The following is a 12,938-nucleotide window of genomic DNA, read 5'->3' on the forward strand; positions in this document are numbered from 1 at the left end:
AGCCTGGCCGTACCGCTTGTCCGCGGAGCCGCTAAGCTCGGGGGGCGATCTGGCAAGGCGTCTTCTCTCTGCACTGCGGACTCTCGGGGTACTCTTGCTTCTTCAACGCTCGATAGCTATGTCTTGCCGATGCTTTTACATGCGACGATATCATTATAGAGTTGCGCTTTCGGCGGTGTCAAACGGTTTTTCGCCGGATGTAGTACGCGAACAGATGCTGGACGACGACGCGCAGCGCGGCATAGAACGGCACTGCAAGCAGGAGCCCGACTACGCCGGCCAGCTCGCCCCCGATCAGCAGGACGAAGATGATCGTGAGTGGATGCATTTTCATCGACCGCCCCACCACCTGCGGGCTGATGACGTTGCTCTCGAGCGACTGGCACAGCGTATTCACGATAACGACGAACAGCGCCATTTTCCACGAGATCGTGCTTGCCATAATGAGCGCAGGCAGCGCGCCGAGGAACGGACCGAGATAGGGGATGATGTCGAACAGCGCGACAAACGCGGCCATCAGCAGCGGGTAAGGCATGCCGATAATGAGATAGCCGATATAGGCGGCAAGCCCGATGCACAGCGACACGATGAACTGTCCGCGAATATAGCTCCCCAGCGCCATGTCGATCTCCTTAAGCAGCCGGATCGTGCCCTGCCTCCTCGCGCGCGGCAAATATTTCAGCACGGCCCGCTCGAAGACATCCATATCCTTTAAGATGTAGAATACGAGAAAAGGGACGATCATCAGGAGGAAAATGACGTTGACGACGGCGCCGATATTGTTCAAAAAATGAGAGATGCGCATCGAAACCTGCTTTTCCAGTCCGATCACGGCCCGGTTAATGCCGCTTCGCACCGTATCCGGCAGGGAATCGCTTTTGTTGAAGCTGTCCACGAGGCTCTGCGCCCGCATCGTAAGCTCGGGCATATGCTCGTTCAGTTCTCTAACCTGCGCCGTGAACATGGGGGCCACGTTCACCAGTACGACGACGCTGCTGCAGACGAACACCGCGTAGATCAGCAGCACTGCGGCGGTTCGCGGCATTCTCCGATGATGCAGCATCGCGACGATCGGATTAAGCACGTAAGCGATAATCATCGCGATCAGAAATGGCGCGGACACGGCTTTGGCGAATCGCCACACCGACAGCAGCATCGGTCTGACGAGCGTCGCCAGATATAGCGCGAGCAGCGCCAGCACAATATAGACGAGCACGGCCAGCAGACGGCTTTGCGACAGCCGGTTCATCCTTTTCACCCCCCGACCGTTCTAGTCCGGTCCACCCTCCAGTATATGTACAAGCGCGCCTGCATAAACCTGTATCAAAGGACGAACTCCGGGAAACCGAACAAACAAAAAAGCCCCTGCGCTCGATTAGAGCGCGGGGGCCGTCAGGGAGTGATGATAATCCGATTGCCCGGAATGAATCGTCACATGCCTCCTGCGTGAATATGAGGAGGAATCGGCTCTCCGAAAAACAGATCGTCGAGCGAGCTCAGCGTGCCGTCCTCTTCGACTTGATAAACGGACATCTTGTCCCCGTTCACCGTCAATTCGATAAAGCAACTCCAGCAGTAAAACTGATGCGATCCGATCTTGCCGATATCTTTGGAATTGCAGTTCGGGCATCTCATCATCGGTTATCACCTTTCACTTTCCGCGTTAGGGTCTCTATCCATAATTCGCTCATAGGATGCGGGTACGAGGATTGCGTCCTCGCCCAATGTCAAGTCCTGGGGGCCGTCCGGCAAGTACATGCGCCGCCGTCCTTCGAACACGTCCGCGAGTAATCCGTCCGTCAACTCATAGCCTGCTATTTGTGTACCCGCGGTCTTGCGAAAATAAACATCGGAGACGCGGCCAAGCTCCTGGCCCTCCAACGTATAGACGGGAAGCTCTCGCATTCGGATCAATCCCGTGTGAAACGTCCGCTGCAAGCTCTTGCGAGGCATGCTGCGAATGGCCTCCTTGCCCTTAAGGACAAGGGCGTCTTCGCCGCTCGTGAGGACATCCGTCCACTTGGCGATGCGGACCTTGCGCCGGAGTCCGAATCCGCCGTCCAGGACGACGTACTCCGCTTCCCAAAACTCGTCGAATCCGATGTCCAACAGGCGGCCTACTCGCTTGCCGCTGGGAAGCAGAATCGGCAATCCGATCATCTGCTGCAGGCTTCGAATCATAAAAACCTCGCATGTATAGGCGACTGCCTGTTATCTCTTACGCAAGCGAGCGACAATGGTTGCAATTATTTCTGCCGTTTTGTCCGCTTGAGAGATAGTATTGCCCATTCCGAAGCTAAATCTTACCGAATTTTTGCAAAAATGAGGCGATAGACCCATCGCGGTCAGCACATGCGATGGCTGCAGCGAACCCGACGTGCATGCCGACCCGCCGGAAGCGGCTATCCCCTGTAAATCTAAATTCATCAACAAGGTCTCATTAGAAACGCCTTCGATGCCGATATTCAAAATATGAGGCAGCCGCCCTTCAGGGTCGGCATCGCCATTAACGGTAACCAAGTCGGGACCGAGCCGGTCTATCAAGCCGCAGAGCAAGGCGTTCCGAACGGATTCGGCATGCGATCGCCGCGCGTCGATCGCATTCGCTACGAGCGATGCTGCGGCCCCGAACGCGGCGATTCCCGCCACGTTCTCCGTGCCCGCCCGCTTGCGGCGTTCCTGGGATCCGCCGTACAGCAAGGGCTGCCACGGCGTTCCCGTACGCACGTATAGCGCGCCTACGCCCTGCGGCCCGCCGATCTTGTGCGCGGACAGACTAAGCAGGTCGACCGGCAGCGTGCCGACATCGATATGCACGTAGCCGAGCGCTTGAACGGCATCGACGTGCATGACGGCGCCATGGCGACGAGCCAGCTGGCCGATGTCCGCGATCGGCTGCAGCGTGCCGGTCTCGTTGTTCCCGTACATGACGCTGACGACCGCGGTCGTCTCTCCGATCGCGGCTTCTGCGTCATGTACGGAGACGCGCCCCGCGCGATCGACAGGCAACACGGTCAGCTCGAAGCCTTCGGAGGCCAGCCGCTCGGCGGCATGCAGCACCGCGTGATGCTCGACGGCCGTCGTCACGATGCCCGTACGGCGCGGATCCCTGGCGCGCTGCGCCCGTGCCGCGCCGAACAGCGCGGCATTGTCGCTCTCGGTGCCGCCGCCGGTGAACGTCAGTTCGTCCGGCCGGCAGCCGAGCGCGCGCGACAGCGCGTCCCGCGCCTCGGTCACGCGGCTGCGGGCGCCACGGCCGAAAGCATGCAAGCTCGACGGATTGCCGGGGGCGTCTCCGGCAGCCGCCACATACGCGGCGAGCGCCTCGGAGAGCATCGGCGCCGTCGCGGCGTAATCCATATAAATGCGATCCATACCCATCACCGGCTACATCTAAATGTAGAACATGTAGCTGTCCGGCTTGCCCTCATCCTTGTAGTTGATGAGGTCCGACAGCGTCGTAGAGTCCAGCACGCTTGCGATACTGTCCCGAATGCGCAGCCACAGGTCGCGCTTAGCGGCGTCGTCTTCCTCGGTAAAGTCGACCGGGCTAATCGGTCCTTCGAGTATGCGAATAATATCCCCCGCCGTGATCCCTTCCGGATCCTTCGAGAGAATATAACCGCCGTAGGCCCCGCGAATGCTCTTAACCAATCCCGCGTTGCGAAGCGGAGCGATCAGCTGCTCCAGGTAATGCTCTGACAATCCGTTTTTCTCGGCGATGCTTTTCAGGGAGATCGGGCCCTCGCCGAACTTGGAGGCCAGTTCCATCATAATCGTCAGTCCGTAACGGCCCTTCGTCGAAATCTTCAAATCGGCACCTCGTTCCACGCAGACAGCGGCGCAGTCGTCTCTTTTATATTGTTCGGTTCATATCATGGATGGAAAAAAGGGAGTATCCCCATATCACATCTATGTTATCACATCATCCATCGTTGTGGTCAAAAAATCGGTGACATATTCATGTTATTTAGAATGCGCCTTCTTTTCGACCTTTTTGCTCGCGCGATCAAGGCTGCAGCTCCCCGCTCGGCGTATGCCGCGAACTTGTGCTACAATGAGGAATGCCGGTTCGGCCACATCCCATTCGCTTGCGCAGGAGTGATTATTATAATGAAAGATTTAAGGTTTGCCAACCCCAAAGAAACCCGCGTCGTCGTCGGCATGTCCGGCGGCGTGGACTCTTCGGTTACCGCGCTGCTGCTCAAGGAGCAGGGCTTCGACGTGATCGGCGTATTCATGAAAAACTGGGACGACACCGACGAATCCGGAGTGTGCACCGCCGATCTGGACGCCGAGGACGTACGCCGCGTTTGCGATCAAATCGGTATTCCCTACTATACCGTCAACTTCGAAGAAGAATACAAGGACAAAGTATTCGCCTACTTCCTCGACGAGTATCGCAGAGGGCGCACGCCGAATCCCGACGTCATGTGCAACCGCGAGATCAAGTTCGGAGAATTCCTGCAGAAGGCGCTGGATCTCGGCGCTGACGTCATCGCCACGGGCCACTACGCCCGCGTCGCGTTCGAGGACGGCGAGTACAAGCTGCTTCGCGGCGTCGACGGCGGCAAGGACCAGACGTACTTCCTGCATGCGCTCGATCAGGACCAGCTGTCCCGCGCAATGTTCCCGATCGGCCACCTGCCCAAGCCCGAAGTACGGCGCATCGCCGAGGCGGCAGGCCTTGCGACCGCCAAGAAAAAAGACAGCACGGGGGTCTGCTTTATCGGGGAGCGCAACTTCAAGCAATTTTTAAGCCAGTACCTCCCCGCCCGTCCGGGCGATATGATCGATGCGGCTACCGGCGAGGTCAAGGGGCGCCACGACGGCTTAATGTACTACACGCTGGGCCAGCGCCAGGGACTCGGCATCGGCGGATCAGGCACGGGCGAGCCCTGGTTCGTCGCGGACAAGGACCTGGAGCGCAATGTGCTGTACGTCGTACAGGGCGAACGCGATCCGATCCTTTATTCGCAAGGCTTGACCGCGGGACAGGTCAATTGGATCGCTCCGGTCAAGCCCGAGGCGCCTCTGCGCTGTACCGCCAAGTTCCGGTACCGCCAGCCGGATCAGGGCGTGACGCTGACGCCGCAAGCGGACGGTACGTTCGAGATCGCCTTCGATACGCCGCAGAAGGCGATCACCCCCGGCCAGGCCGTCGTTTTCTACGACGGCGAGACTTGCCTGGGCGGCGGAACGATCGAACGCGTGCACAAGGCCGCGCTGGCTGAGCGAAGCTAAAGCCGGCGCCGACTGCACGAAGACAACGCGAAAACCCCGGCAGTCTTGTCTTTATAGACGAGGCAGCCGGGGTTTTGGTTTGGCGAAATGGAGCGTTAAACGAAAAAAAGAACCCCGGGCGTCGTCGCCGGAGGCTCTTCGGTAGACTGTCGTGCTATAATGAGCGGCCGCGCGGGCGGTGCTTACAGCTTAACGACGTTGGATGCTTGCGGTCCGCGGTTGCCGTCGGTGATCTCGAATTCTACCGCTTGGCCTTCGTCCAAGGTCTTGAAGCCGTCGCCTTGGATAGCGGAGAAATGCACGAATACGTCGTTGCCGTCTTCGACCGAGATAAAGCCGTAGCCCTTCTCTGCGTTAAACCACTTAACTGTTCCTCTCAAATGAAAAACCTCCTAAAATCTCGCCGTAAGTCGGCGAATGACATCATTATAGCCGAAACCTTGTCAAGACGCAATATGTGAATTTTATGTCTCATTTTGTCTGCTCTTAAACGTGAATCTTTTTGCGAAGCGCCAGCACGCTGCTCTCCCTTGGCACGAACGGCAGGCAACATGGAACGAGCGAAGCTTCGGCCTCCTCCGCCAGTAAGTCAAGCAGCCGGTTCATGTAGGGCACCGGCTCCCAGGCTAGCGTAACCAGCGGATAAATTCGAATCTCGCCGCCGGGCTTTGCCGCGCGCAGCAGCTCGCGAAGCGCCGCCTCGTGGAAGGCCTGGTCGAATTGGTCCGCATACAAAAATAAAAAATGGCTGCACACGATCAGGGAAAACGTATCGTTCCCGAACGGCAATTGCGGCAATGACGCGGCCACATACCTTTCCCCTTCCGCTTCCGATTGAAAGTGAACGGCGAAGGCTTCAAGCGACGCATCGCGGATCTGCCTATGACGCGCCGGCGATCCGTAATAGCTCCAGTCGTACACATGCTTCATGGCGGCGATCTTGGCGGAGGACGTGTCGATCTCCCTTCGCGCCCGGGCAATGACCGCTTGCCGGTCGCCTGCGTAAAAAGGGTCCGCCGCGTATGCGTCGATCCCCCGATCGCATAGCTGCGCCGTGAACGAAGATGCGCCCCCTGCGACGTCCAGTACCTTTTCACCAAGAAGTTTGTCCGGCTCGATTCCGAACATCCGCTCGTATTCCTCGTATGAACGGCAAGTCGAAGCGACCCCTGTCTGGGGGTATGCAGGCTTTTTCTCCATGTTGCGCCAGTCTCCTCTCATCTCTTCAAGCTCGTCTCGTCTTTTCTCGTCTATGCTTCGGCCCCTGCGGGTTATCCCTACTTTGCCACCGTGCGCCGAGGCTGTCAATCCCTTGCTTGCTGCTCGTTTTTCCCGTCGGGCCGCGGGTCGACATTGATTTCTGCCTTCATCTCTTCTATAGTCATGAATAACGGCTTCGCCGTATCAGAATCGGCACCAAGATGCCGGACGGGAGGCGTTAACGATGTTCGCCAAGCACGTTATTTACAAAAACGACCATTACAACATGCTGACCGTGGAGGTCCAGGGCAAGACGCTCGTCGTGCGCCAGATTTCGGATCAATGGGGCGAGGAATGCCACAAGTTTCTAAGCCGTCCCGAGATGATGCACTGGGCCGAGAGACACCTTGTTGCGGAAGACTTCCCGGGCGGAGAGCAGCAGCTGGCCGAAGTCATGAACAGCCTGCGCAACGTCTAGGCGCCGGCCGCCGGAATAGGAGGACGCGACCTACATGGATTACAGTGCCACGCTGATTTACGCTATCGCGGCATTCGGACTCGCAGCCGTGCTCATCTGGCAGCGCGACCACGTGCCGGCCAAGCTGCGCAGAGGTCTCGCGACCGTGTCGCTGGTGCTTGTGGCGTTCGCTTTTTTTCTGATCGTCTACGCCTTTTTCTCGGCAGGCAGCGCTTAGGGCCAGCCTAATGAAGTGCGAGCAGTCAGGATATACTACGTCGGATTGCCATTCGTTGCTAAACGGGGGTCCGTCCGATGAGAATATCCGCGAAGCCGCTGGCCGCGCTGCTCTCGGCTGCGATGCTGTCCGCGGCATGCGCACAGGCGCAGCCGGGGGAAGCCGCCGCGCAAGGCGGCAGCAAGACAACGATCGCGCAGGCCGAGGCCCGCGGCGAATCCAACGTTCCGAGGAGGCATACCAAGATGAACGAAGTGCTCAAACGCGGCGAAGTGCCCGCCGAACATCGCTGGCACCTGGAAGACATTTATCCGGACCAGGCAGCCTGGGACCGCGAATACGCGCAAGTGCGCGCGCAGATCGGCGAGATTGCGTCCTACCAGGGCAAGCTGAACGACGCCGCCTCGATCTCCGCCTGCTTCGCCAAGGACGACGAGCTGTCGCTTCTCGCGGAACGCCTCTACGTCTACGCGAATATGCGGAGCCATGAGGACATGGCCGACTCCAAGTATCAGGCGCTTTCCGAGAAAGCCAAAAAGCTGAGCGTCGAAGCCGGCGAAGCGACTTCCTATATTACGCCTGAGATTCTGAGTCTGTCCGAGGAAACGCTCAAGGGCATTATCGCGGATCCGTCGCTTAAGCCTACATACCGGCGCACGCTCGAGGAAATGCTGCGGCGCAAGCCTCATACGCTCTCCAAGAGCGAGGAATCGCTCCTCGCCCAGGTCGGCAACCTGTCCCAGGCGCCGAGCACGATCTTCGGCATGCTGAACAACGCAGACATGAAGTTTCCGAAGGTGAAGAACGAAAAAGGCGAGGAAATCGAGCTGACGCACGGCCGGTATATCCAATTCCTCGAGAGCCGCGACCGCGGCGTGCGCGAGGCTGCCTTCAAGGCGGTGTACGACACGTACGGCAAATGGCGCAACACGCTCGCCTCGACGTTGAACGCGAACGTGACCAAAAACCTGTTTTACGCGCATGCCCGCCATTATCCGTCCGCCCTCGAGATGTCCCTCTTCGGAGACAACATCCCGGTGAGCGTCTACGACAACCTGATCTCTACGATTCACGAGCATCTGCCCCTTATGCACCGCTACATGGCGCTGCGCAAGAAGCTGCTCAAGGTGGACGAGCTTCATATGTACGACCTGTTCGCGCCGCTTGTCGAGGAGTTCGATATGGACATCGGCTACGAGGACGCCAAGAAGACCGTATACGACAGCCTGAAGCCGCTCGGCGACGACTACCGCAAGGTGCTGCAGGAAGGCTTCGACAAGGGTTGGATCGACGTATACGAGAATGAGGGCAAACGCAGCGGCGCATACAGCTGGGGCGCCTACGGTACGCATCCGTACGTGCTGCTCAATCACAAGGACAACCTGAACAGCATGTTCACGCTCGCGCACGAGATGGGTCACGCGCTGCACTCGCATTATTCCGACGAGAGCAACGAATACCGCGACGCGCAGTACACGATCTTCCTCGCGGAAGTCGCCTCGACGCTGAACGAAGCGCTGCTCATGGATTACCTGCTGGACAAATCGAAGGATCCCAAGGAAAAGATGTACCTGCTCACGTACTATGCGGATCAGTTCCGCACGACGGTGTTCCGCCAGACGATGTTCGCCGAGTTCGAGAAGATCGTGCACGCGAAGGCCGAGAGCGGCGAATCGCTCACGCCGGAAGAGTTGTCGGCGATCTACTACGACCTGAACGTCAAGTATTACGGCACCGATATGGTCGTGGACAAGGACATCGCGATGGAATGGGCGCGCATTCCCCACTTCTACACGAGCTTCTATGTGTACAAGTACGCGACCGGCTTCTCGGCGGCGACGAGCTTCGCCAAGCAGATCCTGAGCGAAGGCCAGCCCGCGGTCGACCGTTATCTCGGATTCCTGAAGAGCGGCGGCAACGATTACTCGATCAACATTCTCAAAAAAGCCGGCGTCGACATGTCGACGCCGGCCCCGATCGAGCAGGCGCTCAGCGTGTTCGAAGGGTTGATCGAGCAAATGGAGCAATTAACAGAGAAATAAGGCCTAGCGCGCATGAGACTTTGGAACGCCCGCCGATCGCGGGTGTTCTTTTTTTATACTATCGAACCAGAACTCGGCAGGAATCGAGCCCTATCGACACGAATAGATACACGGAATGTTGACGGGGAGAGGGATAGGATGCAGCGGAAAGACTTGACGTCCGAACAATTGCTGACCATTATATTCGAATATATGGCCAAGATATCGAGCGAATCCAAGCTGGACAAGGTGCTCGTGCTGATGGCGAATATGGGGCGCGAGATGATCGTGGCCGATCGATGTACGGTCTGGCTCATCGACGAAGCAAGGAGCGAATTGTACACGACCGTCGCTCACGGCGTCAAGGAGATCCGGATCCCGATCGGTTCGGGCCTTGTCGGACATGCCATCGCTACCGGAGAACCGGTCATCATCGAGGACGCCCGCCACGATCCTCGCCACAATGCGGAGAACGACCGCAAGACGGGCTACCAGACGAAGTCGATTATCACGATTCCGTTCAGGAACAACGACGGCGAGACGATCGGCGCCTACCAGGCGATCAATAAAATGACCGAAGCCGGCAAATTCACCGATTACGACATGAACCTGCTGTCGCTTGCCGCCTCCTATGCGGGCAAATCGCTCGAGTCGGTCATGCTGCATCAGGAAATCGCGGACACCCAGCGCGAGATTATATCCACGATGGGCGAGATCGGCGAGATTCGTTCCAAGGAGACGGGTAATCACGTCCGGCGCGTCGCCGAGTACTCCTACGTGCTGGCCAAGGCGTACGGTTTGAGCGGCCGCGAGGCCGAGACGCTGCGCGACGTGTCCCCGATGCACGACATCGGCAAGGTCGCGATTCCCGACGCCGTGCTGAACAAGCCGGGCAAGCTGACCGACGAGGAGTACGATATCATCAAGTCGCATACCCGGATCGGTCATCAGCTGCTCAAGGGCTCGCGCCGCGAGCTGCTTGCCGCTGCCGCGATCATCGCGGAGCAGCATCACGAGAAGTGGGACGGCAGCGGATACCCCAACGGGCTCGCCGGCGAAGACATTCATATTTTCGGCCGGATCACCGCCGTTGCCGACGTGTTCGACGCGCTTAGCGCGGAGCGCGTATACAAGGCCGCATGGCCGCTCGACCGCATCGAAAAGCTGTTCCGCGAGGAGCGCGGCAGGCACTTCGATCCCGCCGTCGTGGACGTCTTTTTCGACAAGCTGGGCGAACTGGTCGACATTCGCGACCGGTTGAACGACGGGATGAACGAAGAGACCGGGTAGTCGGAAGCGGTAAGGCAGTTAGTCTGTAGCGGCAAGACGGTTAGTCGGTTTGTCGATTCAAGCATCCAGCCGCCCCTTAACGAACGGCGACAGCGCCTCAAGCCAAGCCGCCGCCTTCTCCTCGAGCCCCTTGTGCTGCCGCGTTGGAATCGGACTCGTCGACGGCAGCTTCAGCACGACGCGCCTTTGCACCTCCGGATTCCGACCATGGTGCCTGGCAAGCGTGTCGTATGATTTTCCCCCGTTGCATACGATGAGCTCGATGTTCGGGTAGGCCAGCAGCAAGCCCGGAATATCCGTAGGCTCGGCCTCTCTTATATCGGCGTCCAGACTTCCCTCCCGCTCGCAAGCCGCGATCGTATCCCAGAGCGCGCATCCGTGCGCCAACGCAAAACGAAGCCGATCCTCATAAGACGCGTCCGGCGTATCTGCGCCGTACAGTCTATAGAAGATCGGCCAAAAGTGGTTGCGGGCATGCCCGTAATATCGGCTCGCGGCGAGCGATGCCGTCCCCGGCATGCTGCCCAGAAAAAGAATCCGCGAACGCGCGTCAACGACCGGCGGCATGGCATAAACCTTGTTTGACGTCGTCATCTCGGCTCACCTCCATCCCTCCATTTTGTCATAGCGGAGGGTCGGAAGGCAAACGAGACGCCTTTTGGAGAAGCGACTCTGCGTCCAAGCGCCTTTAGCCCTTCACGCTGCCTGCGGTGAGGCCTTCGATGATCTGCCGCTGCAAAAACGAATACAGGAGCAGCACCGGCAGCACGCTGAACACGATGCCTGTGCAAACGAGCGCATAGTTGGTCTGGAAGGCGTCGCGGAAGCCGACCATGCCCGTCGGCAGCGTCCGGAGCGCATCGCGGCTGATGAAGAAGTTGGCGAGCAGATATTCGTTCCAGTTGCCCAGAAAGTTCACGATGAACACGGTGACGAGCGCCGGAATCGTAAGCGGCAGGATGATCTTCCAGAACATGCGGATCGCGCCCATGCCGTCGATCGTCGCGGCCTCCTCGAGCTCGTGCGGGATGTTGTGCATGAAAGCAACGAGCAGCAGCACGCTGAATGGCAGCGCGCCAGCCGTGTAGGGCAGGAACAGCGCCCAGTGCGTATCGAGGATGTGAAGGTCCCGTACCAGAAAGTACTGTGCGATAAACAGTACGTTGCCGGGAATCAGCATGCCGACCAGCACGAGCTGATAGATCCATTTGCTGATCCGCGTCAGCTTCATGCGCGCCATGGCGAATGCCGTGGCGGCGGCCATGAGCACGCCGACGACTGCAGCGCTCGCGGCCAGGTACAAGCTGTTGAAGAAGTAGACGCTGATCTTCGCTTTGACCCAGGCTTCCTTGTAGTTCTCGAACACCCAGGTTTTCGGCAAGCCGAACGGGTGCAGCGCAATTTCGGTATTGTTGGCTTTGAGCGAGGAAAACAGCACGAACAGGAACGGCACGAGAATGATGACGACGTAGACGATCATGAAAAAGTGCGGAATAGTTTTTTTGACGGCGACCGGCATCAGTACTCAATCCTTTCCTGTCTTCTCGCGATGAGCAGCTGATACAGCGCGGTAAGAATGAGCGCGATGACAAAAATGATGATGGAGAGCGCGGAGCCGTAGCCGTAATCGCCGTACTTGATCGCTTTGTTGACCATGTAGGAGGCCATGACCTCGGTGCTGCCCGCAGGTCCGCCTCCCGTCATGACGAGGACGATGTCGACGACGCGCAGCGCGCCTGCGATCGACAGCATGATCACGACATTGATGATCGGCCGGATCAGCGGAACGGTCAAATACCAAGCGCGCTGGACTCCGGTCGCCCCGTCGATCATGGCCGCCTCGTCGATATCCTTCGGAATGCCGAGGATCGCAGCCAGAATAAGAACGATATAGAAGCCCATCCACTGCCAGGCGTTCGTCAGCAGGATCGAGAACATTGCCCACTTAGGCTCGGCCAGCCAGTAGATCGGTTCGATGCCGAACAAGTTCAAAAAGTTGTTGAGCAGTCCCACGTCCGGATCGTAGATATAACCCCAAAGGATCCCGATGATCGAAGTCGAGAGAATGGAAGGCATGAACACGGTCGTCTTGTAGAAGCCCTGAAATCGCTTGACGTTGCTGATCAGCAGCGAAAAAATAATGATGAGCGGCACCTGGATGCAGCAGGAAAACAGCAGGATGATCAGGTTGTTCCAGATCGAACTGCGGAACTCGGCGTCCTTGAAGGCATTGACGAAGTTATCCAAGCCGATGAACTGCCTGGGGTTCAATCCGTCCCAGTCGGTGAAGCCGAACACGAACGACGTGATCGTCGGGTAAATAAAGAACAGAAAGTACATCGCGACCGTAGGCACGACAAACAGCATATAGACATAGGGATTTTTTAACGTCGTTTTCATTCGGGACCCTCCCCCGCCGTCTTCTAAGGTGAAGAGAAAACGCCGCCTGCGCTGGGCGGGCGGCGCTGCTCCGTTACTTTAGCCTGAA

Annotated in this window: 15 protein-coding genes; 5 read left to right on the forward strand and 10 right to left on the reverse strand. The window is 58.3% G+C overall.

Annotation, left to right across the window (positions count from 1 at the left end; all coding sequences use genetic code 11):
* Positions 1-178: 178 nt before the first annotated feature.
* The 5 genes from KB449_RS17335 to cymR form a co-directional block, all read right to left on the reverse strand.
* On the reverse strand, positions 179-1,249 hold the full coding sequence (locus KB449_RS17335) for an AI-2E family transporter (RefSeq protein WP_282909567.1): 1,071 nt from the start codon (positions 1,247-1,249) through the stop codon (positions 179-181).
* 182 nt (positions 1,250-1,431) lie between these two features.
* The gene (locus tag KB449_RS17340) at positions 1,432-1,638 is read right to left on the reverse strand and encodes a hypothetical protein (protein ID WP_090114827.1); all 207 of its coding nucleotides are present in this window, start codon (positions 1,636-1,638) and stop codon (positions 1,432-1,434) included.
* Between the two features lie 6 nt (positions 1,639-1,644).
* Positions 1,645-2,181, reverse strand: a complete 537-nt coding sequence (locus KB449_RS17345) for a PRC-barrel domain-containing protein (RefSeq protein ID WP_282909568.1) — start codon at positions 2,179-2,181, stop codon at positions 1,645-1,647.
* A gap of 30 nt (positions 2,182-2,211) precedes the next feature.
* Positions 2,212-3,375 (reverse strand): cysteine desulfurase family protein, encoded by a 1,164-nt coding sequence (locus tag KB449_RS17350; protein ID WP_282909569.1) that lies wholly within the window; start codon positions 3,373-3,375, stop codon positions 2,212-2,214.
* Between the two features lie 18 nt (positions 3,376-3,393).
* Positions 3,394-3,813 carry a cysteine metabolism transcriptional regulator CymR gene (gene cymR / locus KB449_RS17355; RefSeq protein ID WP_282909570.1) on the reverse strand — a complete coding sequence of 140 codons (420 nt, stop codon included), beginning with the start codon at positions 3,811-3,813 and terminating at the stop codon, positions 3,394-3,396.
* Positions 3,814-4,113: 300 nt separating this feature from the next.
* Here cymR and mnmA point away from each other — a divergent pair, with 300 nt between their 5' ends.
* Positions 4,114-5,244, forward strand: a complete 1,131-nt coding sequence (gene mnmA, locus KB449_RS17360; RefSeq protein WP_282909571.1) for a tRNA 2-thiouridine(34) synthase MnmA — start codon at positions 4,114-4,116, stop codon at positions 5,242-5,244.
* 182 nt (positions 5,245-5,426) lie between these two features.
* Here mnmA and KB449_RS17365 read toward each other — a convergent pair whose 3' ends face one another.
* Positions 5,427-5,624 (reverse strand): cold shock domain-containing protein, encoded by a 198-nt coding sequence (locus KB449_RS17365; RefSeq protein ID WP_090114820.1) that lies wholly within the window; start codon positions 5,622-5,624, stop codon positions 5,427-5,429.
* Positions 5,625-5,730: 106 nt separating this feature from the next.
* The gene (locus KB449_RS17370) at positions 5,731-6,444 is read right to left on the reverse strand and encodes a class I SAM-dependent methyltransferase (protein WP_282909572.1); all 714 of its coding nucleotides are present in this window, start codon (positions 6,442-6,444) and stop codon (positions 5,731-5,733) included.
* Between the two features lie 244 nt (positions 6,445-6,688).
* Between KB449_RS17370 and KB449_RS17375 the strand changes: the two genes are divergently transcribed.
* The 4 genes from KB449_RS17375 (at position 6,689) to KB449_RS17390 (ending at position 10,450) form a co-directional block, all read left to right on the forward strand.
* Positions 6,689-6,922 (forward strand): hypothetical protein, encoded by a 234-nt coding sequence (locus KB449_RS17375; protein ID WP_090114816.1) that lies wholly within the window; start codon positions 6,689-6,691, stop codon positions 6,920-6,922.
* A gap of 34 nt (positions 6,923-6,956) precedes the next feature.
* Complete coding sequence (locus KB449_RS17380) at positions 6,957-7,139, forward strand: hypothetical protein (RefSeq protein WP_217598003.1); 183 nt, start codon at positions 6,957-6,959, stop codon at positions 7,137-7,139.
* 245 nt (positions 7,140-7,384) lie between these two features.
* Positions 7,385-9,181, forward strand: a complete 1,797-nt coding sequence (gene pepF, locus KB449_RS17385) for an oligoendopeptidase F (protein WP_282912843.1) — start codon at positions 7,385-7,387, stop codon at positions 9,179-9,181.
* 138 nt (positions 9,182-9,319) lie between these two features.
* Positions 9,320-10,450: an HD-GYP domain-containing protein gene (locus KB449_RS17390; RefSeq protein WP_282909573.1), complete on the forward strand. Its 1,131-nt coding sequence runs from the start codon at positions 9,320-9,322 to the stop codon at positions 10,448-10,450.
* 57 nt (positions 10,451-10,507) lie between these two features.
* Here KB449_RS17390 and KB449_RS17395 read toward each other — a convergent pair whose 3' ends face one another.
* The 3 genes from KB449_RS17395 to KB449_RS17405 form a co-directional block, all read right to left on the reverse strand.
* Positions 10,508-11,044, reverse strand: a complete 537-nt coding sequence (locus KB449_RS17395) for a DNA-deoxyinosine glycosylase (protein WP_282909574.1) — start codon at positions 11,042-11,044, stop codon at positions 10,508-10,510.
* A 94-nt stretch (positions 11,045-11,138) separates the two neighbouring features.
* Positions 11,139-11,969 (reverse strand): carbohydrate ABC transporter permease, encoded by an 831-nt coding sequence (locus tag KB449_RS17400; RefSeq protein ID WP_282909575.1) that lies wholly within the window; start codon positions 11,967-11,969, stop codon positions 11,139-11,141.
* Positions 11,969-12,850 carry a carbohydrate ABC transporter permease gene (locus tag KB449_RS17405; RefSeq protein WP_282909576.1) on the reverse strand — a complete coding sequence of 294 codons (882 nt, stop codon included), beginning with the start codon at positions 12,848-12,850 and terminating at the stop codon, positions 11,969-11,971. Before KB449_RS17405 ends, KB449_RS17400 begins: the two co-directional genes overlap by 1 nt.
* Positions 12,851-12,938 lie beyond the last annotated feature (88 nt).

The sequence above is a fragment of the Cohnella hashimotonis genome, from assembly GCF_030014955.1.
Taxonomy (GTDB): domain Bacteria; phylum Bacillota; class Bacilli; order Paenibacillales; family Paenibacillaceae; genus Cohnella; species Cohnella hashimotonis.